Source organism: Nocardia sp. KT25-26 (assembly GCF_056627695.1).
This window is the reverse complement of the sequence record NZ_CM152813.1, coordinates 2,265,392-2,289,502: the sequence shown is the minus strand read 5'-3', so window position 1 is coordinate 2,289,502 and position 24,111 is coordinate 2,265,392. Positions and strand designations below refer to the sequence as shown.

Genomic DNA, 24,111 nt, shown 5'->3' with positions numbered 1-24,111 from the left:
TCTTCGGGGAAAAGTCAGGACTGCAGCGCCGGATCGGCGTCGAGCAACGCCGCGACCTCGGCCCAGCCGGCCGGGGAGACGATCTCGAAGTGTGAATACGGCAGGCGCCGGACCACGAGATCGACCCCGGCGCTGCGCCAGCCGGACAGCTGCGCCTCGACCCGGTCGGGCGCGGTGCCCGGATCGGCCACGTACAGCGCCATCGGACCGGCGTGCTCCGGGACGGCCGAGGCCGGAACCAGTCCCAGCGAATCGGTGGCGGCGGCCCGCATGGCCGCGGCCAGATCCGGTGCGTCCTCGGGGAGTTCGGGCAGCATCCGGTCGAGTTCGGCCGGGTCGTCGAGGGCGCGGGCCGCCTGTTCGGTGAGGTTCGGCAGCGGATGCGAGTCGATCAGTCCGAGATAGGCGATCGGTTCCCCGGCCGCGGCCAGTGCGGCCGCCACTGCGTGCACGATGTTCCCGCCGAGCGAATAGCCGAGCAGATGGTAGGGGCCGTGCGGCTGGATCCGCCGGATGGTGGCCAGATAGTGCCGGGCGAGGTCGTCCAGGGTGGCCGCGCCGACGGCTGTCCCGGTCAGGGCCGGTTGCTGCAGGCCCACGATCGGCCGGTCCGCGCGCAGTATCCGGGCCAGCGGGGCGAACTGCCAGGCTGTGCCGCCGACCGGGTGGACACAGAACAGCGGCAGTCCCGCACCGGCGGATCGCAGTTCGAGAACGTGGTCGAGCCGCCGCCCCAGCATCGTGTCGTCGGCGGCCGGCGCCGCTGTCCGGCCGGCGATCCGGCCGGCCAGGGCGCGCGGGGTGGGTGCCTCGAACACGTCGTCGAGCACGGTGTTGTGACCGGACCGGCGCAACCGGCCGGTCAGCCGCACCGCACTGAGCGAATGCCCACCGGCGGCGAAGAAGTCGTCATCGACACCGATGGCATCGATCGAGAGCACCTCGCACATGGCGGTGCGGATCGCGGTCACCGACACCGGGTCCGGATCGACCGGGGCGGTCGGCACGGAGCCCGGCACGGAGCCACCCGAAGTCACCGCCCCGGCACGGTCACCGCCCGGCACGGAACCCGTACCCGGCCCCGGCCCCGGCCGACCGGTCATCCGAGCCGATTCCGGCGTGTCTGCGGGGACGGCATCGACGAGCGTGCCCGATCGGCCATCGGGAGCAGTGCCCACGATGCCGGTACCCGGAGACACCCCGACGGCCGCCGGCGTCGCACCCGCCGATTCCGCCGGATCACCACCGTGCCCCGCGGCTGTTCCCCCCGGTGCCGCCGGACGGGTACCGGAATCCGTTCGACCGCACGTCGGCCCCGCGATCCCGCTGCGGGCAGGCGCAACCGGCTGCACGGCAACCGGTTCCGCGACGATTTCGTCGTGGCCGGGTGCCGGTGCGGGGAGGGCGGCGCGGTCGATCTTGTCGCTGGCGGTGCGCGGGACCTCGTCGAGCACGACGAACGCGGCCGGGACCATGTAGGCGGGCAGGATGTCCCGGAGCCGGGCGCGCACCGCCGCGATGTCGATGTGGGCGTCCGCACCGGGAACCAGGTAGGCGACCAGGCGCTGGTCACCCGGGGTGTCCTCGCGCAGCAGCACCACCGCGGCGGCGATGCCGGCGCAGCCCAGTACGGCGGATTCGATATCGCCCAGTTCGATCCGCTGGCCCCGCAGTTTCACCTGGCTGTCGGTGCGCCCGAGGTACTCCAGTTCGCCCTGTGCACCCCACTTCACCAGATCACCGGTGCGGTACATGCGTGCACCGCCGCCGGCCGGGTCGGCGACGAAAGCCGCAGCGGTCAGCTCGGGCCGGGCCAGATAGCCACGCGCCAGCTGGGTTCCGGTCAGGTACAGCTCACCGATCTCCCCGGAGGTCACCGGGCGCAGCCGCTCGTCGAGTACCCGGACCCCGGCACCGGTGGCGGCCCGCCCGATCGGCACCGAAACGGTGTCGGCGGCGGTGGTCTCGTGCCAGGTGATGCAGACCGCGGCTTCGGTCGGCCCGTAGAGGTTGTTCACCTGGGCGCCGGTGCGCTCGCGCAGCTGCCGCGCGGTGTCCGGCGGCAGGGGTTCCCCGCCGGTGAACACACAGCGCAGGTCGTGGTATCCGTCGAGATCGCCCTCCTCGACGAGCACGGTGAGCATCGACGAGGTCATCTGGGCGGCGGTCACCCGCTCGGCCCGCATCAGCTCCGCCTGGTAGTACGGGTCGCGATGCCCGTTGCGGCGCGCGACAACGATGCGGGCACCGGCCTGCACCGGCAGGAACTGTTCCAGCAGTGCGGCATCGAAGGTCGCGGGTGTCCGGTACAGCATGCTGTCCCCGGGGCCGAACCGGTGCCGGCGCTGCAGCCATTCGAAGGTGTTCACGATCGCCGCGTGGGTGACCGCCACGCCCTTGGGTGTCCCGGTGGAGCCGGAGGTGAACAGCAGATAGGCGGCGTGTTCGGGCCGCAACGGCGCCGTCCGGTCGGCGTCGGTGACCGGCGCCGCCGAGAAACGGTCCGGCTCCGGTCCGACGACCAGGACGGCCGCCCGATCGGTGCGGAACCCGTCCGCCTCGGTGGTGAGCACGAGTGCCGGTGCGGCGGTGTCCAGGATCTGCTCGATCCGCTGCCGGGGCTGGCCGGGGTCGATCGGCAGGTAGACGCCGCCGGACCGGACCACCGCATGTGCAGCGACCAGCAGTTCGATACTGCGGTCCATGGCAACGGCCACCACGGTTTCGGGGCCGATCCCCTGCCCGATCAACCGGCGGGCGAGCCGGTGGACGCGGGCGTCGAAATCGCCGTGGGTGAGGGTTCGTTCGCCCGCGGTGACCGCCGGGGCCGCCGGATCGACCGGATCCGCCGTCCGCCACGTCGCCAGGGTGTCACCGCAGGTGCCCGGGCGGCCGGGCACCTCGATCGGCGAGTCGCCGTCCCGGGTGAGCGCGGTGAGCACCTCGGCCAGCCGGGTCGCCATCCGCCCGGCGGCGGATGCCGGGACGGCGGCCGGATCGTGGTGCAGCAGCACGTGCAGCTGCTCCCCCGGCCAGGCGGTCACCGTGACCGGATAGTGGGTGCGGCTGTGCACCACCACGTCAGCGACTCGGGGAGCGGGGGAATCCTCCTCGGCGGCAGGTGGTTTCGGAAAGTTTTCGACCACGACCAGCGAATCGGACAACCTGCCGAGACCGGCGGCCCGTTCGACGGTCGCCAGATCCAGATACCCGTGTGCCTGCAACTCGAAGCACTGCTGCTGGAATTCGGGGAGCTGGTCGGGCAGCGGCCGCTGCGGATCCAGCTGCATCCGGACCGGCACCGTATTGCTGAACAGCCCCACGGTGCGGACGGCACCGGGCAGCTCGGCCGGGCGGCCGGAGATCACGGTCCCGAAAACCACATCGGTGCGGCCCAGTTCGCCCGCCAGCACCGCCGCCCAGGCACCCTGGACCAGCGTGCTGACCGTGACTCCGTACCGGCGGCCGACGGCCGCGACCGCGGTGGCCGCGTCCGCCGGCAGCGGTACGGCCAGCTCGGTCACCGGCGCGCGACGACCGGCCAGGCCGAGCAGCGACGGCGCCGCCAGACCGTGCAGATAGCGCCGCCACCGGTCGGCGTCGGCCGCGGCGTTCCGGGCGGCCAGCCAGCCGAGGTAGTCGGCGTATCGACCGGGCTCGGGCAGTTCGGCGTCGGCCCCGGCGTACCGGGCGAGGGTCTCGCGCAGCATGATCGGCACCGACCAGCCGTCGGCGAGCAGATGGTGAGCGGCCAGCACCAGCCAGTGCACGGTGTCGGTGATGCGCAGCAGCAGCACCCGCAGCAGCGGCGGTTCGGCGATGTCGAACGGCTCGGCCCGCAGCGCGGCCTCTCGTTCCGCGGCCGCCGTTTCGGCGGCGCCGGGCCGGGTGGCACGCAGGTCGACGACGTCCCAGGCGGCGGCCGGCGTGCGCGGAACGATCTGCACCGGCCGGTCCAGGTCCTCGTAGCGGAAGGCCGCACCCAGGTTCGGGTGCCGCGCCAGCATGTGGTCGAAGGCCGCCCGGAGCCGGTCGGGGTCGACCGGGCCGTGCAGGACGAACCGTGCGGTCATGGTGTACACGTCGGCGGCACCGTCGCGCAATGCATGGAACAGCAACCCCTCCTGCAACGGGGACAGCGGCAGGATGTCGGCGATCGGCCCGTACCGTGCGCTCAGCCGGTCGAGCAGTTCCGGGGGAACCGAGATCGCAGTGCCGGCAGCGGCGCCACCCGCGGCAGCGGGTGTACCGGCGGCAGCCGAGGCCGCCGCGGCGAGCTCGGCGAACGGGCGCCGGGTCAGCAGGTCCTGCGGGGTGAGGATCAGCCCCTGCTCGCGCAGCGTGCTGCTGACAGCGATGGCCGTGATGCTGTCCCCGCCGGCCCCGAAGAAGTCCTCGTCGACGCTCATCGCATCGTGTCCCAGCGCCGCCGCCACCGCCGCGCACACCGCCCGCTCGGCCGGAGTCTCCGGCGGCCGGCCCGCGGCCGCCGATTCCGGGTCCGGCAGTGCGACACGGTCGAGCTTGCCGTTGACGGTGTAGGGCAGTTCCGGGATCGAGACCAGCCGCGCGGGCACCATATGGTCGGGCACCCGATCGGCCAGCCGCGTCCGGAGCTCCGCGAAACCGGTCGAATCACCGGCCGCGGGCACCACATAGCCGATGAGCACGGCGCGCCCGGCGATCTCCCGGATATCCGCTGCCGCGGCCTGTACCTGCGGCAGGGCGGTGAGCGCCGCGGACACCTCGCCGAGTTCGACCCGGTGTCCGCGGATCTTGACCTGGTTGTCGACCCGGCCCTCGTATCGGTAGCCGAGGCCGGGGATCCAGCGTGCCCGATCGCCGGTCCGATACATCCGGGCTCCGGGCGGGCCGTAGGGGTCGGCGACGAATCGGTCCGCGGTGCCGGCCGGGCGGTCCCGATAGCCGCGCGCCAGCTGCGGGCCGGCCAGATGGAGTTCACCGATCTCACCGTCGGCCACCGGCTGCAGCCCGTTGTCGAGCAGGTAGACCCGGGTCCCCGGCAGCGGATGCCCGATCCCGGGCTCGGCCCCCGCCACCGGTGCGGCGACGGCATCGACACAGGCCTCGGTCGGACCGTACAGGTTCATCGCAGCTATGCCGGTGTCGCGTATGCGATCCCACAGATCCGGTGGGCAGGCCTCGCCACCCAGTGCCAGCAGCTGCGGTGCGACCCCGGCCAGACCGTGATCGAGCAGCCCCGCGACGAAGCCGGGTGTGCCGTCGACGATATCGATGCGGTCCCGGGCGAACGCGGCCACCAGGGCGGCCGGATCACGGCGGATCGTGCTGTCGTACAAGTGCACGCGGTGCCCGTCCAGCAGCCACAGCACCGGGTCCAGGGCGGCGTCGAAGGCGAACGACGTGGTGTGGGCGACCCGCACCGCCCGGCTGCCGGCGCGCTCCCGCGCCGTGGCATACATGCCGTCCCGGTGTGCGGCCCGCAGCCCGGCCAGGGCACCGTGCGCCACCAGGACGCCCTTGGGCCGGCCTGTCGAACCCGATGTGTAGATCAGATAGGCGCCGTGGTCGGCGCCTATCTGGGCGGGCCCGACCGCCGGACCGTCGGCGGGTTCGTCCGGTGCCGCGGTCGCCGGATCCAGCACCGGCACACCGAGAGCCGCACCCGACTCCGGGTCGCCGAGCACCAGGCCCGGTGCGGCATCGTCGATCATGCCCCGCAGCCGGGTGACCGGATGTTCCGGGTCCAGTGGCAGTACCACCCCACCGGCTCGCCATACCGCGAACAGCGCGACAACGAGCTCCGCGCAGCGGGGTAAGGCAAGACCGACCACCACCTCGGGGCCGACACCGTGCGCGCGCAGCCGGTCGGCCAGCCGGTCCACCTGCCGGCCGAAATCGCCGGCCGTGATCGGCCCGTTCCCGGTGTCGAGGACGATCGCATCCGGGCGGTCGGCGACCAACCGGTCCAGTGCCTGCGGCACGAGTTCCGGGACGGCGGTGCGCGACTGCCCGGCCCGTTGCTCGAGCAGGCCGCGCCGGGTTCCGGCGTCGAGCAGTTCGAGCGCCCCGACCGGTGGCCGCGTCGCACCGGTGAAGGCCTCGAGGGCCCGAACCAGGCCGTCGATCCGCCGGTATACCGTTGCGGCGGCGTTGGTGCGGGCATCGGCTTCGAAGCCGAGCAGGACGGTCCCGTCGGGTTGCGGCGTGACGGTGAGCCCGAGATCCTCCGGTGGCCCGCCGGCCACATTGCGCAGCACACCGCGGGCACCGTCGAAATCGAGGGCGAAATCGAACACCTTCAGATTCACGCCGACGCCGTGCAGCAAGGCACCGGCATCGTTGCCCCGGCAGTCCTTGGCCAGATCGTCACCGCTGTAGCGCTGGTGTGCCCGGATCTCCGCGAGGGTGGCGGCCACCCGGGGGCCCAGGGTGTCGAGCCGGTCGTCGGCGTGTACCCGGACCCGCAGCGGCAGCACGTTCACCGCCATCGCCGGGGTACGCAGGGCGGCCCGGCCGACCCGGCCCATCAGCAGCATGGACAGCACCACATCGCCGGTGCCGAGGCAGCGGCTCAGGAAGGCGGCGAACCCGGCGACCAGGGCATCGGCCCAGGTGATACCGCACTGCTGCGCGGATTCCCGCAGCGCGGCGAGGGCTTCACCGGATACCACCGCCTCGGCCCGGATCGTGCGTTCCACCGCGCCACCGACGTGGGTACCCCGCCCGTCCAGGGTCGGCCACGGGGTGAGTTGGGCCCGCCAGAATTCCCGGTCCTGCTCGAACGCTGCGCTCGCCCGGTAGTCCCGCTCCTCGTCGATCAGCGCGGCGATCGGGCCGAAGCGGGCCTTCGGCGCCGCGGTCCCGCGGCGCAGGGCCGTGTAGTGCGCGGCGACGCGCCGTGACAGCAGTGCCGCACTGTATCCGTCGACGATGAGGTGGTGGTAGAGCTGCACACACCAGATCTCGCAGTCGGTCAGCCGGACCAGGGTGTAGTTGTACAGCTGCCGATCGGTCATCGTCCGGCAGTATTCGGCCGCGCGATGCCGCTCGGCCGCGACCGCCTCGTGGGCCAGCGCCCGTGGGTCGGCGGCGGCCCGCAGATCCACCTCCGGCCGCAGCCGCGCCGGTTCGGCGACCACGAATTGCCTGGGGCCGTCGGCGGTGTCGCGGAACCGTAGGCGCATGTTCTCCGCCTCGGCCACCGTGCGCCGGATCGCCTCGGCCAGCAGTTCGACGTCGATCGGCCGGTCGCCGGTGATCTCGAGCACCTCACCGACCAGGTAGCGGCCGGATTCCGGATCGAAACGCTGGGCGTTCCAGATGCCGAGCTGCGGTCCCGTCAGCGGAAGCAACCGGTCGCCGCCTGCCGAATTCGCCGGCTCCCCTGGCAACACTGCAGCTCCCTTCCCTCACAACAACTTCCAAGAAGGAAGGTTAGCCTATCTTTACTTATCGGGAAACAGCTCCGTCCGGGAACGTGTCGGCCGTCACAATGACTGGCGCACACCCTGCTGTGCCGACGGAACCACCAGCGGCGTACCGGTTTCCGGGTCGTCGACGATCCGGCAGTCCAGTTCGAACACCTCGCGCACCAGGTCGGCGGTGACGATCCGACCCGGCGCACCGGCGGCCACCACCCGCCCGTCCCGCATCGCGATCAGGTGATCGGCGTACCGGAAGGCATGATTCAGGTCGTGCAGGACCGCGACGACGGTGCGGCCGGAGTCCCGGTTCAGCGATCGGCACAGATCCAGCAACTGGATCTGATGGGCGATATCGAGGTAGGTGGTCGGTTCGTCCAGCAGCACCACGGGCGTATCCTGCGCGAGCACCATGGCCACCCAGACCCGTTGCCGCTGACCGCCGGACAGTTCGGTGACCGGGCGGGCCGACAGTTCGGCCACCCCGGTGGCGGCCATGGCCGCGGCCACCGCCTCCGCATCGGCCTGCGACCACTGCCGCAACAGCGATTGATGCGGATACCGTCCGCGAGCCACGAGATCCGCGACCCGGATACCGTCCGGGGCGAGGGAGGACTGCGGGAGCAACCCCACCTGCCGGGCCACTTCTTTGGCCGGGTAGGCGGTGATCGGCTTCCCGTCCAGCAGCACCGAACCCGATTCCGGGGCCAGCAGCCGCGCCAGCGCGCGCAGCAGGGTGGACTTGCCGCAGGCGTTCGGGCCGATGATCACGGTGAACGCACCGTCCGGAATGTCCACCGAGAGCTGGTCGCTGATGGTGCGTCCCCGGTAACCCAGGCGCACCCGGTCCGCCCGCAGCCGGGTCGGCTGTGCCGCTTCGTCACTCATCGTGTCATCCCCTTCGAGCTTCGGCGACCAGCAGGTACGCCAGGTAGATACCGCCGATCGAGACGGTGACGACCCCGACCGGCAGCGCGGTCGGCGCGAACAGCCGCTGGGCGAGCCAATCGCAGAGCAGCAACAGCACGGCGCCCATCGCGGCGGCCGGCGCGAGCGCGATCGACGGTGTCCGGGCCAGGCGCTTCGCCAGCTGCGGTGCGGCGAGGGCGACGAAGGCGATCGGTCCGGCGACCGCGGTCGCGACCGCGGTGAGGGCCACGCTCAGCACGATCAGCACCGGCCGGGCCCGGCCGACGGACAGCCCGGCCGCCCGCGCCGCGTCGTCGCCGAGTTCCATCATCTGCAGCCGCGGCGCCGCGGGCAGGCAGCAGCCGGCCAGCACCGCGAGGATCAGTACCGTCGGCAGCACCTGCGCCCAGGTCACGCCGCTGAGCGAACCCATCCCCCAGGCCGCGGCCGACATCGCGGCATTCAGTTCGGCGCGCAGGATCAGCCAGGTGTTGACCGAGGCGAGCATGGCGCTGACCCCGATTCCCACGATGATCAGCCGGAATCCGGTGACACCGCGGCGAAACGCCAGCAGCTGGATCGCGAGGGCCGCACCGAGCCCGCCGATCAGCGCGCCCGCGGCGATCGCGGTGGGGCTGCCGCCGGTGATCAGCATGACCACCAGGGCGCCGGTGTAGGCGCCGGTGTTGAACCCGATGATGTCGGGGCTGCCCAGCGGATTACGGGTCACCGACTGCAGAATCGCCCCGCTGACACCGAGCGCCGCGCCCAGCGCGGCAGCCAGCACCACCCGGGGGAAGCGCCACTCCCACACGACGACCCGTTCGAAGGAATCGTCGGCCACGAACAGCGCGCGCACCACCCGGTCGGCGGCCACCGGGTAGTCGCCGGAGCCGAGCGCCAGCACCGCCAGCACGGCGGTCAGCCCGAGCAGCACCGCGCAGACGACAACCGTCCGCATCCCGGCCCGCGCGGTGACGGTCCCGGTCCGGGACCGCAGCACCAGGGTCCGGCGACCGAAGTCGATATCCGGGGTCATGCGGCCACCGCCCGGGAGCGCTGGGCCAGCCAGATCAGCGCCGGCGCACCGAGGAAGGCGGCCACCAGCCCGGCGGCCACCTCGTCGGGCCACAGGATCAACCGGCCCAGCACGTCCGCTGCCAGCACCAGGCTCGGTGCCAGCAACAACGAATATCCGACGATCCAGCGCTGATCGGGTCCGACGATCCAGCGCGCGATATGCGGCACCGCCAGCCCGACGAAGGTGATCGGCCCGACGGCGGCGGTGGCACTGCCGCACAGCAGGGTCAGTGCGCCGACAGTGAGCAGCCGGGTGCGGCCCACCGACACCCCGAGCGCACGGGCGAGGTCGTCGCCCAGTGCGACCGCATTCAAGGACCGCGAGGCGATCACCGCGGCGATCACCCCCGCCACGACGAACGGCGCGATCCCGGCGATGACGTCGTAGCCGCGGTCGGTCAGCGATCCGGCATCCCAATTCCGCATCTCGTCGAAGGCGTTCGGGTTCAGCAGGATCAGTCCCTTGGTGAGCCCGGACAGCACCGCGGTGACCGCCACCCCGGCCAGGGTGAGCCGGATCGGATCCGTACCACCGCGGCCGGCGGTGCCCAGCCGGTAGACCACCAGCGACACCACGGCCGCACCGGCGAAACCGAACCACACGTAGGAGGTGACCGCGGTGACCCCGAGGAAGGCCACCGCCAGTGCGATGGCGAAGGCCGCCCCGGCATTGACGCCGAGTAGCCCCGGGTCCGCGAGAGGGTTGCGAGTCAGGCCCTGCATCAGGCATCCCGCGACCCCGAGGGCCATCCCGGCGAGCAGGCCCAGCAGCGTGCGTGGAACCCGATACTCGGTCACGATCACCTCGACCGTGGGCCGGCCGGCGCCGCGCAGCGCCGCCCAGACCTCGCCGACCGGCAATGCTTTCGCACCCACCAGCACACTCAGCGCGATCACGCCCGCGAGCAGGGCGGCCGTCAGCAACCATCCGGCCCAGCGCCGCCACGCCTGCGCCTCGTCCATCGGATTCCGCCTCCACACCCCGAACCGGCGCTCAGGGATCGGCGCCGACCGAATTCACTACCTAGATCAACTAAGCCTAGGCTTACCTTATCACATCTGGACAGCCGGGCTACCCGAACTGCTCCTCGACCAGATCCAGGGTGTTCATGACGCCGCGGTAGTCCGGCCGGTAGCTGGTTGCCGGGAGCTGATAGGCGTTACCCGAGCGGAAGGCCGGAAGCTGCTGGTACATCGGATCTTCGGCGAGCTCCTCGACCGAGGGGGCGTCGTTGAGCGGAATCACCACGACATTGGGCGCGTCGACGACGGTCGACAGCAGCTCCGGACTGAAGGTCGCCCAGTCCGCCGACTGCGGCCGCTCCGGATTGCCCGCCTTGGCCAGGACATCGGGATCGGCCTCGAAACCGAGTTCGGCGAGCAGCCGGGGCAATACCGCATCCGGCGCCAGGATCGTCGTCACATCGTCCTCGCGGGACTGGAAATAGGTGACCGCACCGACCGGGGGTTCGATCGCCGCGCGGACCTCGGCCAGCCGGTCCCGATAGGCGTCGAGCATCGGCTGCACCTGACCCGACTCGCCGACCACGTCGGCGATGAGCCGCAACTGATCCTGCCATTCGGTCATCTCGGCCGGCACCAGCACGGTCGGGGCGATCGCGGCGAGCTGGTCGTAGTTGTCGACCGACAGCTTCCCGGGATAGCCCTGGCCGCCACCGATGATCAGGTCCGGCTGCTGCGCGGCCACGAACTCCAGGTTGAGCGCATCACCGAGCGGCAGCGTCACGGTGCCCTGCTCCTGCGCGTCGGCGGCCCACACCGGCGGGAAGCCACCGGTCACATCGTTGACCCCCATCAGCCGCGGATCGACCGCCGCCACCGGCGCATCCAGGTCGTACAGATACCCGGCGAGCGAACCGTTGAGCACGACGATCCGCTCCGGGTCCGCCGGGACCGTCACCGAGGCGCCACGCACCTGTACCTCGCGAGTCTGCGCTGCCACGTCACGCTCCGACGAGTCACCGCAACCCACGAGCCCGGCCGGCACCAGGATCGACGCCGCGAGAACAGCACCCAGCCGCCCGATCCGGCGCCGCGGTACGGCACGCACTCCACCTCGGCCCCTACTCGACAACACAACACTTCCCTTCCATCAGGTTAGATGACCCTAACCTAATTTCCAGCGGGAAGTGTTCGCTACGTCGCCGGTTCCGCCGCGGCTCGCGGCATCAGCGGATGGAGCGGACCTCCGGTTCACCGGCGCCGGAGGCCGCCGCGGCAGCCTCCGGCAGCAACTGGTCGAGGTGATACGGATATACGGCTGCACCGGCGGATTCCAGCTCGGCGACATCGGCGGGAGTACACCAGCGGCACTCGGTGACGGTGCGGCGTTCCAGCGCATTCGGGGCCGCCGGATTCGGATCGAAGCCCGGCACCCGCAGGGCGAAGAACAACTCCTCGGCGCGGATCAGCTCGCCGTTGTACGGGAAGACGGCCACCCGCCGCCAGATCGGGCCGTGCAGCGCGTCCGGTTCGGCTCGCAGGCCGGTCTCCTCCCACAGTTCGCGCACCGCGGCGGCCCGCAGGCCCTCCCCCGGTTCCACACCGCCGCCGACGGTGAACCAGAACGGCACGTCCGGATGCTGCGGATCGCTGCCACGCAGCAGTAGCACCCGGTCCTGCGCGTCGAGCAGGACCACCCGGGCGCTGGTGCGGGTGCTGTCGACCGGCAGGCCCGTAGTCGCCGACGGAGTGGTCCGCTCGGTGATCTCGAAGTATGTCGGCAGCGGTGCGGTACCACCCAGATGCAGCCAGCGCACCGGCCGCCGGGTCCGCAACGCCAAAGTGTCGCGGACGGCATCGTTGTGGAACCGGCGCGCGATGAGCACCCGCGCCTCGGCATCGGCCAGCTCGGCCACCAGCTGCGGGCGCAGCTGCTCGATATCGATCGTGGACAGCGCCGCCGACAGCTGGTTCTCGGCGGTCTCCCGCCCACCGCGGTCGGCGCGTTCGGCGTGGTCGGCCAGGCTCGACAGCCGTTGCGCCTGTTCGGCGCGGGCACTGTCCGATACCGGCCCGGCGATCGCGATCGCCACCGCCCGGGCCACCACGGCCCGCCGGGCCAGTGCGGCATCCAGGGCCTGCCAGGACTGGTCGGAGCGCACATGCAGCCGGTCGAGGCGGTTCGCCGTCGAATAGGCCCACACACCCAGCGCCAGGACGACCGCCGCGATCAGGGTGAGGACGAGAACGGTGGTGGCGGAGAAGGTGATCATCCGGCGGCCCGCACTCTGCTGTCGCCGACGGTGACCGTTTCGTACACCCGCAGGATCTGCTCGGCCACCACCGGCCAGTCGTATTCGGCGACCACTCGGGCACCGGTGTGCACCAGGGTCCGCCGGTGGTCGTCGTCGGTCAACAGCCGGTCGACTGCGGCGGCCAGGGCCGCCGAATCCTCGATCGGCACCAGCACCCCGGCGGTGCCGTCACGCAGCACCCGGCGGAACGCGTCGAGTTCACTGGCCACCACCGGGGTTCCGGCGGCCATCGCCTCGAGCAGGATGATGCCGAAACTCTCGCCCCCCAGGTTGGGCGCGACGTACACGTCGGCGCTGCGCATCGCGGAGGCCTTCTCGGCGTCGGTGACCTGGCCCAGGAACCGCAGATGCCCGGCCAGCGGCCCGGCCTCCCGGCGAAGCCGCTCCTCGTCACCGCGGCCGACGATCAGCACCTCCAGATCCGGATGCCGCGCGGCGAGCTCCGGTAGGGCGCCCAGCAACACGGCCATCCCCTTGCGAGGTTCGTCGTACCGGCCCAGGAACAGGACGGTGCGACCCGGCCGCGGATATCCGGACAGCATCGGCGCGCGTGCGAACGCGGGCACATCCACGCCGTTCGGGATCTCCACGGCATCCGAACCCAGCGCCTCGACCTGCCAGCGCCGCGCCAGCTCGGACACGGCGATCCGGCCGGCGATCTTCTCGTGGTAGGGCCGCAGCACCCCCTGGAAGGTGCTCAGCACCAGCGATCGGGTGGTGGAGGTGTGGAACGTCGCGACGATCGGGCCGTCGGCGATCTTGAGCGCCAGCATGGACAGGCTCGGCGCATTCGGTTCGTGGATGTGCAGCACATCGAAATCGCCCGCCTCGATCCAGCGCCGGATCCGGGTGTAGGCGGTGGGACCGAACGACAGCCGAGCCACCGAGCCGTTGTAGGGGATCGCGACGGCCCGGCCCGCGGAGACCACGAAGTCCGGCAGCGGGGTGTCGTCACCCGCCGGGGCGAGCACGCTCACCTTGTGCCCGCGTTCCAGAAACACCCGGGCCAGCTCGACCACATGCGCCTGCACCCCGCCGGGCACGTCGAACGAGTACGGGCACACCATGCCGATCTTCATCGGATCCCGCCTCCGGGCGTCATCGAGAACCGCCTCCTGCCTGTGTCGCAGCGATCCGGGCCAGACGTTGCGGCGACAGATCGCCGGCCCACAGCGGTTGCAGCATGTGCCAGTCGGCGGGATGCGCGGCGATGTTCTCGGCGAACCGGTCGGCGAGGGCCTGGGTGGCCGCCGCGACGCCGCCGGAGACATCCAGGGGTGCATCGGTCTGCAGACCCCAGCCTTCGGTGCCGTCGGCCTCGGTGGTGAACCAGGCGTGCACCGGCATCAGCGCCGCCCCGGTCTCGACGGCCAGTTTCGCGGCACCCGCCGGCATCCAGGTCTGTTCCCCGAAGAAGGTCACCGGTACGCCCTTGCCGGTCAGATCGCGTTCCCCCATCAGGCAGACGATCTTGTTCTGCCGCAGCCGGTCCGCGAGCTGCCCGAAGGGCGGCTGTTCTCCGCCGGTGAGCGGGAACACCTCGAAGCCGAGGCTCTCCCGGTAGGCGACGAACCGTTCGAACAGCGATTCCGGGCGCAGCCGTTCCGCCACGGTCGCGAACGAGCCGTAGTGCTGTACCAGCCAGACACCGGCCATATCCCAGTTTCCCGAATGCGGCAGCACGAACACCACCCCCCGGCCCCGGTCGAGGGCGGCATCGAGGTGTTCGAGCCCTTGCACCGGATAGTCGACGGCGGCATGGTCCATTCCGGGGAGCCGGAAGGCCTCCCGCCAGTAGCGGGCGTAGGAACGCAGGCTCGCGCGGATCAGGTCGTCGGGCACCTCGGCGGGCGCGACACCGAGTACCCGGGCCAGATTGCGGCGCAGCTGCTCGGGGCCGCCGTTGCGGGCACCGCGGTCGGCGCCGAGTTCGAACAGCCGGCGCGCGGTCCGGTCCGGCAGGGCCCGCACCACCCGCCACCCGGCCGCGTAGCCCCAGTCGGTGAGCCGTTCGCCGACCGTCACGACGCCGGCTCCGGCGGCTGCGGCCGCACCGGTGGGATCACCTCGCGCGCCCCCGGCGAGTTGCGCACCGCCAGTACCCGCTGGAACACGGTGACGATGCTCAGTGCGGCCAGCAGCCACATGGCCACGTAGACCGACCAGGTGAGCCAGTCCAGGCCCCAGTAGCCACCGATGCCGGTGAGTCCGGCCCCGACCAGCACGATCACCAGTCGGTCCGGCCGTTCGATCAGGCCGCCGTCGGCGGTGAGGCCGCTGGCCTCGGCACGCGCCTTGGCATACGAGATCACCTGCGAGGTGACCAGCACGATCAAGGTTGCCAGCAGCAGCGATTTGCTGTTCTCGTGGTACACGGCCCACCAGGCCAGGCCCGCGAAGATGGCGCCGTCGGCCACCCGGTCGCAGGTGGCATCGAGCACCGCACCGTATTTGGTGCCGCCCCCGCGCGCCCGGGCCATCGCGCCGTCGAGCATGTCGAACATCACGAACAGCCAGATCACCATCGTGCCCCAGAACAGGTGCCCCGACGGGAACAGCGTCACCGCGGCGGCGATGGTCGCGGCGGTGCCGATCAGAGTCATGGCGTCCGGGGTGAGGCCGGTGCCGACCAGGGCCCGGCCCAGCGGTGCGGTCGCTTTCGCGAACGTGGCCCGGCCGAAGATGCTGAGCACTTACTCGTCCTTCCAGGCTTCCGCCAGTAGCGCCCGGGTCTCGCGCAGCAGCTGCGGCATCACCTTCACGCCGCCGACCACGGTGATGAAGTTCGCGTCGCCGCCCCAACGCGGCACGATGTGCTGGTGCAGGTGGTCGGCCAGCGAACCACCGGCCACGCCGCCGAGATTCAGCCCGACATTGAACCCGTGCGGCTGGGACACCCGCTTCATCACCGTGATCGCACGCTGGGTGAACGCCATCAGTTCGGCGCTCTCCTCCGGGGTGAGGTCCTCCAGATCGGCGACGCGCCGATACGGCACCACCATCATGTGCCCCGGGTTGTACGGGTACAGGTTGAGCACCGCGTACACATGTTCACCCCGGGCGATGATCAGGCCGTCCTCGTCCGACATCTTCGGGATGTCGGTGAACGGGTGCCCGGTGGCGTCCTTCGGCTTCACCGCCCCGGTGATGTACGACATCCGGTACGGCGTCCAGATCCGCTGCAGCCGGTCCGGATCACCGGCCCCGGCGTCGGTGATGGTGCCGTCGTTCGTCTCCGGAACTGCGCCCTCGCTCATCCCCGCGCCTCCGCGGTGACCACCTCGAACCCGTCCGCGGTCGGGGAGGCGTTGTTCCGGTGCCGGATCCAGTGCTCGACGGTGGCGACGGCATCGTCGACCGGTACCCCGTTGACCTGGGTGCCGTCCCGGAACCGGAAGCTCACCGCACCGGCCTCGACGTCGCGCTCACCGGCCAGCAGCATGAACGGCACCTTCTGCATGGTCTGGTTACGGATCTTCTTCTGCATCCGGTCGTCACTGCGGTCCACCTCGGCGCGGATGCCGAGATCCTGCAACCGCTCGACCACCTTGTCCAGGTGCTCGGCGAAGGTGTCCGCGACCGGGATGCCCACCACCTGTACCGGCGCCAGCCAGGCCGGGAAGGCGCCGGCATAGTGTTCGGTGAGCACGCCGAAGAACCGTTCGATGGAGCCGAACAGCGCGCGGTGGATCATCACCGGCCGCTGCTTGGTGCCGTCGGGGCCGGTGTATTCCAGATCGAACCGTTCGGGCAGGTTGAAGTCGAGCTGGATGGTCGACATCTGCCAGGTGCGGCCCAGCGCGTCCTTGGCCTGCACCGAGATCTTCGGGCCGTAGAACGCGGCGCCGCCGGGGTCGGGCACCAGCTCCAGGCCGGAGGCGCCGGCCACCTTCGAGAGGGTCTCGGTGGCTTCCTCCCAGATCTCGTCGGAGCCGACGTACTTCTTCGGGTCCTTGGTGGACAGCTCCAGGTAGAAGTCGTCGAGGCCGTAGTCCTTCAGCAGCGAGAGCACGAAGTTCAGCGTGTCGGTGAGCTCCGCATGCATCTGCTCCTTGGTGCAGTAGATGTGCGCATCATCCTGGGTCATCCCCCGCACCCGGGTGAGACCGTGCACCACGCCGGACTTCTCGTACCGGTACACCGATCCGAACTCGAACAGCCGCAGCGGCAGTTCCCGGTAGGACCGGCCGCGGGAGCGGAAGATCAGGTTGTGCATCGGGCAGTTCATCGGCTTGACGTAATAGTCCTGACCGGGCTTGCGCACGGTGCCGTCGTCGTTGTACTCGGCATCCAGGTGCATGGCCGGGAACATGCCGTCGCGGTACCAGTCCAGATGGCCGGAGACCTCGAACAGGTGCCCCTTGGTGATGTGCGGGGTGTTGACGAACTCGTACCCGGCGGCGATGTGCCGCCGCCGCGAGTACTCCTCCAGTTCCTTGCGGATGATGCCGCCCTTGGGATGGAACACCGGCAGCCCGGAGCCCAGCTCCTCCGGGAAACTGAACAGGTCCAGTTCCAGGCCGAGCTTGCGGTGGTCGCGTTTCTCCGCTTCGGCCAGCAGGTGCAGGTATTCGTCCAGCGCTTCCTTGGACTCCCAGGCGGTGCCGTAGATCCGCTGCAGGTCCTCGCGATCCTGGTCACCGCGCCAGTACGCGGCCGAGCTGCGGGTGAGCTTGAAGGCCGGGATGAATTTGGTGGTCGGGATGTGCGGGCCGCGGCACAGATCGCCCCAGACGCGTTCCCCGGTGCGCGGGTCGAGGTTGTCGTAGATGGTGAGCTCGTTACCGCCGACCTCCATGATCTCCGGGTCGTCGATACCCGACTTGTCGGAGATCAGTTCCAGTTTGAACGGCTCACCGGCCAGTTCCGCGCGGGCGTCCTCGATCTCCACCACCCGGCGGTCGAACCGCTGCGCGCCCTTGACGATCTTCTTCATCCGGGACTCCAGCTTGGCCAGGTCCTCGGGGGTGAACGGCCGGTCCACCCGGAAGTCGTAGTAGAAGCCGTCCTTGATCGGTGGGCCGATGCCCAGTTTCGCTTCGGGGAACTCCTGCTGCACCGCCTGGGCCAGGACATGCGCCGCGGAATGCCGGATCACACTGCGCCCGGCCTCGGTATCGGCGGCGACCGGCTCGACCTCGGCATCGGTCTCCGGGATCCAGGACAGATCCTTGAGGTCGCCCTGCGCATCACGCACGACCACGATCGTCTCCGGCCCCTTGACCGGCAGCCCCGCTTCGCGCACCGCGGCGCCCGCAGTGGTCCCGGCCGGCACTCGGACGAGGGCGACAGGACGTGGGGGTGCTGAGGTGGTCACAGCGGCGCTCTCCTTAGCGACTTCTTGCGGGCGGGTTCCCGCGCCCTGCAGGGCGGGTATCCCTGCCGGTACGGGCCGGGAACTGTCCCGGCCGCGACCATGCTATCGGGCGCGCCGCCCGGACGCCGAGACGACCTCGGCGCGCTCGTCCCGCGGGCCCGCCGCCCGGGCCCGCGGCACGTCCCGCCGCCCGGCTAGAGCTCGCCCCGCGCGGTCGCCGCCAGCAGGGCCGCCCGTTCGGCGGCGGGCCGCTTCGGGCAGCTGGTGCACATCCGGCAACCGGGTACCTCGAACACCAGGCAGCAGGAGATCCGTTTGACGAAGGTACGGCCACCGGCCTCGACGTATCGGGGTGCCGGAAGGCGGTCCCCGATCAGGCCGGCCAGCCGGGGCCCGGCCTCGGGGACACCGGCGTCCAGAGCACGGTTGCCGATCGCGTCGGCGACGATCGCCCACAGCGCCGGGATTCCGGCCCCGGACACGGTCGCGACCTGGGCTATCGCCGCGGCCAGACCGGTGCGCAGCGCGGCCGCCGCAGCCGCCGGCCCGGCGGCCACGGGGGCCTCGGCGCAGTCGATCCGTTCCACCCCGCCGTCGGGGCGCACCGCGCAGGTGATGTCGGGCGGCTCCGGCACCGGGACGGGGCGTCCGGCGGCGTGTGCCGTCACCACGGGCTGCACCAGCGCCGAGGCGACCATGCACCACCACAGGGTGCCGCCGACCCGGCGGGAGTCGGTCCCCCATGCGCGGCTCATCTCGGCGATCCGGGCCGAAACCCACTGCGGATCCGCCAGCATCGTGCCCGGCACCGTTTCCGGCCCGGCGGGGGTGTTCACGACATCAGGGGACTGTGTAACCACGGCCAATCGACTCCGATCCACCCGGCGACCATTCCGTACGTGCCCAGCAGCCACAGTGTGACGACGACCAGGGCCGCGGTGCCCAGCGCGCCGGCGGCCTTGACCAGCAGCCCCTGCCGCCGATACCAGCCCATCACCACGTCGTATCGGCCGCGTACCCAATGCAGGGTCCGGTGCGCCCAGACGAATTCGGTGGCCAGGATGCCGAATCCGGCGAACACCAGCGCCCAGCCGGGTCCCGGATACGGGATGGTGACGATACCGACCACGAGCACCACGCCCCCGACCAGCGCCACGCCGATCCGGTAGGCGAGCTCGAGCGTAGGGCGTCGGGATACGCCGGCCCGGAAGGCGCGCCAGCGCGACGGCGCCGGTTCCGGCGACGGGTCGGTGGTCTCGACCGAATACCCGGCGCGGGACCCGCCCGCCGCGCCGGGATCGACTCCTGCACTCAGCGCTGCACTCCCTACCCTCCGGCACCGTCCGGTGCCCGGTGTCCTTCGGCATCCATCCTACGGACCTCCGGCGGCGGCGGGCCGCGGCACGGTTACCCTCCGGTCACACCGGTTCCGGGGTGGGCCGGGCCGTCGGGGCCGGCACACCGGTGCGGGCCCCGGCGGAACCGGTGTCGTCGAGTTCGGCGATGCCGTCGGTGCGCACCTCGATCAACCGCGCGGTGGCCAGATCGAAGAACAGGCCGCGGACCGCGACACCACGCTCCGCGACGCCCCGGCGTACCGCCGGGTAGTCACCCAGTTCCTGCAACTGCAGCGCGACGTTGACCATCCCCAGCTGGTCCACCGGCCCGAAGCCGGCCCGGGCGGCGGCGTCGGCGACCGGATGCCCGGCCCGGAAGGCGGCCAGTGCGGGCCGGGCGTGGGCGAGCCAGTCGTCCAGCCCCGGCCCGGCCGTCCGCTGCCCGTACAGCGCCTCCATCGCCCCGCAGCCGGAATGCCCGCACACCGCCACCGTGCGCACGTCCAGGGTCTCCAGGGCGTAGACCAGCGCGGCCTCGACCGAGACGTCCTGGCCGCCGACCGGGGCCAGATTGCCGACGTTGCGGACCGTGAACAGGTCGCCCGGCCCGCTGTGCGTGATGACGTTCGGCACGATCCGGGCATCGGCACAGGTGAGGAAGAAGGTGTCGGCATCCGGCCGGTCGCGGAGACCGTCGAGATGCGGGCGCATCAGATGCGCGGGCCCGCGGTGATAGGCCGAGATGCCGGCCACGATCGGGTCCACCGGCCGGGCGCTGCGCCGCCAGGGGCCGATCACCTCGTCGAGGACAGCGCGGGCGTGGCCGCGTTTCGGCGGTCCCGCCGCCGCATGCGCCATCCGCGCCGCACCCATCTCCACGAAATCCACCTCGGTGCCCTGGGCCCGGCGGTGCGCCGCCCAGTCGCCGATCAGTTCACAGGCGGCGTGGTCGAGGAAATCCACCGTCATCTCGACCGTGACATCGACCCCGGCCGGCACCTTCGCCAGCTCCGCGGACAGTTTCGGCAGCGCCAGGAAGGTACAGCAGCCATCGATGTGCACCCGCCAGTGCCCGTCGGCCGCCATCGACTGGACCGATACCCGCACCAACCGCCAGAGCAGTACGGCGAATGCCGTGACCAGGCCCAGCAGCACTCCCTCCAGCAGGTTGGCCAGCACCACGCCCAGCACCGTCACCAGGTACACCAGCAGATCGCCGGTCCGCTTGGCCCGTTTGATGTGCGCCAGCTTCACCAGCTGGATCCCGATCACGATGAGCAGGCCGGCCAGGGCGGCCTTCGGAATCTGCTGCACCAGCCCGACGAGAGCCACCGAGAACAACAGGATCCAGACACCGTGCAGTACCCCCGACGCCCGGCTGCGGGCACCGGCCCGGACGTTGGTGGCGCTGCGCACGATCACACCGGTGACCGGCATCCCGCCCGCCAGACCGGACAGGATGTTGGCACTGCCCTGACCGATCAGTTCGCGATCCAGATCCGTTCGGCGGCCACCGCTCATCTTGTCCACCGCGACCGCCGACAGCAGGCTCTCGACGCTGGCGATCAGCGCGATCGTCAACACCGCCAGCGCCACCGTCGTCCAGCTCGCCGCCGGGAACTCCGGTAGCTGCACCGCGTCGAACAGCGATCCGTGCAGAACGATTCGCTCGGCATCGGTTCCGAAGACGATCGCGACGACGGTGCCGAACAGAACGGCGACCAGCGGGGCCGGCACCACCCGGATCCGGGCCGGCATATACCGCCAGCCCAGCAGGATCGCGATCACCAGGACACCCACCACCAGTCCGCCGCCGTGCGGTGCGCGGATCGCCTCCGGCAACTCCGTGACATTGCGCAGCGCCGAGCTGTAGGCGGTGCCGCCGAGCAACACCAGCAGTTGCTGCAGCGCGATGGTGATGCCGATCCCGGCCAGCATGGCGTGCACGACGACCGGCGCGACGGCCAGCGCCGCCCGGGCGATCCGGCTGAGCCCGAACACCACCTGCAGCACACCCGCCGCAGCCACCACGAAACAGGTTCCACGCCAGCCGAACTGGTGAATCGTTTCGGCGACCACCACGGTGAGACCGGCGGCCGGACCACTCACCTGCAGCACCGAACCGCCGAGCAGGCCGGCCACGATTCCGCCGATCACCGCGGCGATCAAGCCGGCGGCCACCGGCGCACCGGAGGCCACGGCGATCCCGATGGACAGCGGCAGCGCTACCAGGAACACCACGATCGAGGCCGGAAGATCATGGCGCAGCACAGATTTCCACCGGCCCACGGCGGGGTCGGGGACAGTTTCGGTATTCATGATTCTCCTTCGCCGCCGAATGGGCGGAACCCTCGGCGCGATCTGCGGGAAGGCCGGAACACGGCCGGACAGCTGAGATCCGAACGACAGCGCGGTGGTCAGTGCACGGCGCGAGGGCCCGAGCGGGCACGAGAACAGCGGACGACGCCCCGCGGCGGAACCGGCGACGGCACGACGGACGGGGTACGACGAGGGTGACGCGGGGACCGGGCGGCAAAATCGGTGTCGGTGAACATATTTCTCCTTCGCCGGGCGCGCGTGGCGTCCCGGTTCATCGGGCGAACATGTACAGGCATCGAGCACGGGTGGCGCGGCGTTCGGCACCACCTCATGGAGCGGCGACCCCGGTGACGTGAAGGTCCCCCCAATGGTAAAGACTTCCCCAAGCGCGCGAAAAGGATCTGCGGCGACCCCGGACATCCTGGAACCAAACCGTGACATTCGTCACTCGGCATGGATGTGTTGTGGCCCGGGGTTCCACTCAGCAGAATTCGGAGTTCCCGACGGCTCGGGCAGCCGTCACGATGAGCGCCCGACCACCGCCGACGGAACGGACGCTCCCGGATGACTGCTGTCACCACGCACTCGGATTCGGCACTGCGACGCCGCGTGGCGATCTCGAGCCTGCTCGGCACCGCGATCGAGTACTACGATTTCCTGCTCTACAGCACGATGACCGCCTTGGTGTTCGACAAGGTGTTCTTCCCGGACTCCGATCCGGCCCTGGCAACGGTCGCCGCGTTCGGCACGCTGGCCGCCGGATACGTGGCCCGGCCGATCGGCGGGGTGGTGTTCGGCCACTTCGGCGACCGGATCGGGCGCAAGTCGATGCTCATCCTCACCATGGCGCTGATGGGGGTGTCCAGCCTGCTCATCGGCTTCCTGCCGACCTATCCGGCGGTCGGGATCCTCGCGCCGATCCTGCTGGTGATCCTGCGAGTGGTGCAGGGCGTGGCGCTCGGCGGCGAATGGGGCGGTGCCACCCTGATGGTGACCGAACACGCGGAGCCGGGGCGGCGCGGTTTCTGGAACGGCATCATGCAGATGGGCTCGCCGATCGGCTCCCTGCTGTCCACCGCGGTGGTGGCCGTCGTGGCCACCCTGCCGGAGGCGGAGCTGATGGCGTGGGGCTGGCGGATCCCGTTCCTGGCCAGTGTGCTGCTGCTGGCCGCCGGCCTGTACCTGCGGCTCGGAGTCACCGAGAGCCCGGTCTTCCGGGAGGCCGCCGACGACCACCCGGCACCGCGTATCCCGTTCCTGGCCATCCTGCGCCGGCCCGCCACCCTGCTGCTGGCCTGCGGTATCGGCATCGGCCCGTTCGCGCTCACCGCGCTGATCAGTACCTTCATGATCAGCTACGCCACATCGATCGGCTACGACCGTTCCGCGGCGGTGACCGGACTGCTGTTCACCTCGGGCACTGCACTGGTGTGCATCCCGCTGTTCTCGGCATTGTCCGACCGGACCGGCCGCCGGCCGGTCGTCCTGGCCGGGGCCGTGGGGATCGTGCTGCTGGCCTGGCCGATCTACGCGCTGGTGGATTCGGGGTCGGTGCCGCTGCTGTATCTGGCCATGATGGCCGGCCAGGTGGTGCAGTCGGCGATGTTCGCCCCGCTGGGGGCGCTGCTGTCGGAGATGTTCGGCACCTCGGTCCGCTACACCGGCGCCTCGATGGGATATCAGCTGGCTGCCCTGACCGGGGCGGGCTTCACTCCGCTGCTGGCCAGCACCCTGCAGGTGGCCGGACCGTCCAGCACCCCGTTGGTCGTGCTGGCGGTGTGCTGTGGTCTGGTGACCGTCCTGTGCGTCTCCCGGGTCCGGGAGACCCGGGGCTCCGACCTGCGCGTGGCAGGTTAGCGGCACATCCGGCGAGACCGGTGGGCGGGGTGTCAGTGCCGGGTGGCGCGCCGGGCTGCCACCCGCGCCCAGATCTCCGGATCGGTACGGGGACCGCCGGGTGTCGCGGCACCGTACCGAGCGATCTCGGCATCGAGGTCGAGGGGCGCGGTGAAAGCGGCACCGGGATGCAGCGCCTCTTCGACCCGTTCGTCGGGTACCAGCCAGGTGATCTCGAATTCGATACCGTCGGGGTCGCGGCCGTACAGGGCCTTGGTGGCGGCATGGTCGGCGGCACCGGTCAGCGCGCCCGCCCGGTGCAGGCGTTCCTGCAGCGACGCGAGATCGGACAATGTGTCGACCTCCCAGGCGACGTGGTACAGCCCGACCGACCCGCGTCCGGAGGTGCGGCCGCGGGTTTCGAACAACCCGAGGTCGTGATCGTTGGCCGATCCGGCATGCCGCAGGAACGCCGCCCCGGGGAAGCTCTCCGGAAGCCGCCGGAAGTCGAGCACATCCTCGTAGAACGCAAGACTGCGGTGCAGATCGGCGACGTACAGGACGATGTGGTTGATCCCCCGCATACCCATTCGGCCTCCTCGATCATCTCTCCGGCCCCGTGACGACGA

16 protein-coding genes are annotated in these 24,111 nt (G+C 70.9%); 1 reads left to right on the top strand and 15 read right to left on the bottom strand.

Translation table 11 applies throughout. The annotated features are described in order from the left end of the window. Nucleotides 1-14 precede the first annotated feature (14 nt). From AC1HFH_RS10310 to AC1HFH_RS10245, 14 genes are all read right to left on the bottom strand, one after another. Nucleotides 15-7,379 carry an amino acid adenylation domain-containing protein gene (locus tag AC1HFH_RS10310; RefSeq protein WP_480247201.1) on the bottom strand — a complete coding sequence of 2,455 codons (7,365 nt, stop codon included), beginning with the start codon at nucleotides 7,377-7,379 and terminating at the stop codon, nucleotides 15-17. A gap of 93 nt (nucleotides 7,380-7,472) precedes the next feature. Next, nucleotides 7,473-8,294 carry an ABC transporter ATP-binding protein gene (locus tag AC1HFH_RS10305; protein WP_480247200.1) on the bottom strand — a complete coding sequence of 274 codons (822 nt, stop codon included), beginning with the start codon at nucleotides 8,292-8,294 and terminating at the stop codon, nucleotides 7,473-7,475. Between the two features lie 4 nt (nucleotides 8,295-8,298). After that, on the bottom strand, nucleotides 8,299-9,354 hold the full coding sequence (locus AC1HFH_RS10300) for a FecCD family ABC transporter permease (protein WP_480247199.1): 1,056 nt from the start codon (nucleotides 9,352-9,354) through the stop codon (nucleotides 8,299-8,301). Further along, nucleotides 9,351-10,358 (bottom strand): iron chelate uptake ABC transporter family permease subunit, encoded by a 1,008-nt coding sequence (locus AC1HFH_RS10295; RefSeq protein WP_480247198.1) that lies wholly within the window; start codon nucleotides 10,356-10,358, stop codon nucleotides 9,351-9,353. Before AC1HFH_RS10295 ends, AC1HFH_RS10300 begins: the two co-directional genes overlap by 4 nt. Nucleotides 10,359-10,467: 109 nt before the next feature. Further along, complete coding sequence (locus tag AC1HFH_RS10290; RefSeq protein WP_480247197.1) at nucleotides 10,468-11,358, bottom strand: ABC transporter substrate-binding protein; 891 nt, start codon at nucleotides 11,356-11,358, stop codon at nucleotides 10,468-10,470. Nucleotides 11,359-11,584: 226 nt separating this feature from the next. Beyond that, nucleotides 11,585-12,628, bottom strand: a complete 1,044-nt coding sequence (locus AC1HFH_RS10285; RefSeq protein ID WP_480247810.1) for an NUDIX hydrolase — start codon at nucleotides 12,626-12,628, stop codon at nucleotides 11,585-11,587. After that, entirely contained in the window at nucleotides 12,628-13,752 is a 1,125-nt protein-coding gene (locus tag AC1HFH_RS10280) for a glycosyltransferase family 4 protein (protein ID WP_480247196.1), read from the bottom strand. The genes AC1HFH_RS10285 and AC1HFH_RS10280 overlap by 1 nt, the downstream gene beginning before the upstream one ends. A 19-nt stretch (nucleotides 13,753-13,771) precedes the next feature. Next, on the bottom strand, nucleotides 13,772-14,698 hold the full coding sequence (locus tag AC1HFH_RS10275; RefSeq protein ID WP_480247195.1) for a phosphatidylinositol mannoside acyltransferase: 927 nt from the start codon (nucleotides 14,696-14,698) through the stop codon (nucleotides 13,772-13,774). Further along, nucleotides 14,695-15,366 carry a phosphatidylinositol phosphate synthase gene (pgsA, locus tag AC1HFH_RS10270; RefSeq protein ID WP_480247194.1) on the bottom strand — a complete coding sequence of 224 codons (672 nt, stop codon included), beginning with the start codon at nucleotides 15,364-15,366 and terminating at the stop codon, nucleotides 14,695-14,697. Before pgsA ends, AC1HFH_RS10275 begins: the two co-directional genes overlap by 4 nt. Then, nucleotides 15,367-15,930: an ATP adenylyltransferase gene (locus tag AC1HFH_RS10265; RefSeq protein WP_480247193.1), complete on the bottom strand. Its 564-nt coding sequence runs from the start codon at nucleotides 15,928-15,930 to the stop codon at nucleotides 15,367-15,369. Continuing rightward, nucleotides 15,927-17,990, bottom strand: coding sequence for a threonine--tRNA ligase (thrS, locus tag AC1HFH_RS10260; RefSeq protein WP_480247192.1), 2,064 nt, complete (start codon nucleotides 17,988-17,990; stop codon nucleotides 15,927-15,929). Before thrS ends, AC1HFH_RS10265 begins: the two co-directional genes overlap by 4 nt. A 194-nt stretch (nucleotides 17,991-18,184) precedes the next feature. Continuing rightward, nucleotides 18,185-18,826: a (2Fe-2S)-binding protein gene (locus AC1HFH_RS10255; protein WP_480247191.1), complete on the bottom strand. Its 642-nt coding sequence runs from the start codon at nucleotides 18,824-18,826 to the stop codon at nucleotides 18,185-18,187. Beyond that, nucleotides 18,823-19,305: a TIGR02611 family protein gene (locus tag AC1HFH_RS10250; protein WP_480247809.1), complete on the bottom strand. Its 483-nt coding sequence runs from the start codon at nucleotides 19,303-19,305 to the stop codon at nucleotides 18,823-18,825. The genes AC1HFH_RS10255 and AC1HFH_RS10250 overlap by 4 nt, the downstream gene beginning before the upstream one ends. A 103-nt stretch (nucleotides 19,306-19,408) precedes the next feature. Then, nucleotides 19,409-21,646, bottom strand: a complete 2,238-nt coding sequence (locus tag AC1HFH_RS10245) for a SulP family inorganic anion transporter (RefSeq protein WP_480247190.1) — start codon at nucleotides 21,644-21,646, stop codon at nucleotides 19,409-19,411. A gap of 564 nt (nucleotides 21,647-22,210) precedes the next feature. On the opposite strand from AC1HFH_RS10245, the gene AC1HFH_RS10240 reads away from it, so the two are divergent. Further along, the gene (locus tag AC1HFH_RS10240) at nucleotides 22,211-23,503 is read left to right on the top strand and encodes an MFS transporter (RefSeq protein WP_480247189.1); all 1,293 of its coding nucleotides are present in this window, start codon (nucleotides 22,211-22,213) and stop codon (nucleotides 23,501-23,503) included. 32 nt (nucleotides 23,504-23,535) lie between these two features. Here AC1HFH_RS10240 and AC1HFH_RS10235 read toward each other — a convergent pair whose 3' ends face one another. Next, nucleotides 23,536-24,072, bottom strand: coding sequence for a VOC family protein (locus AC1HFH_RS10235; protein ID WP_480247188.1), 537 nt, complete (start codon nucleotides 24,070-24,072; stop codon nucleotides 23,536-23,538). Between the last annotated feature and the right edge of the window lie 39 nt (nucleotides 24,073-24,111).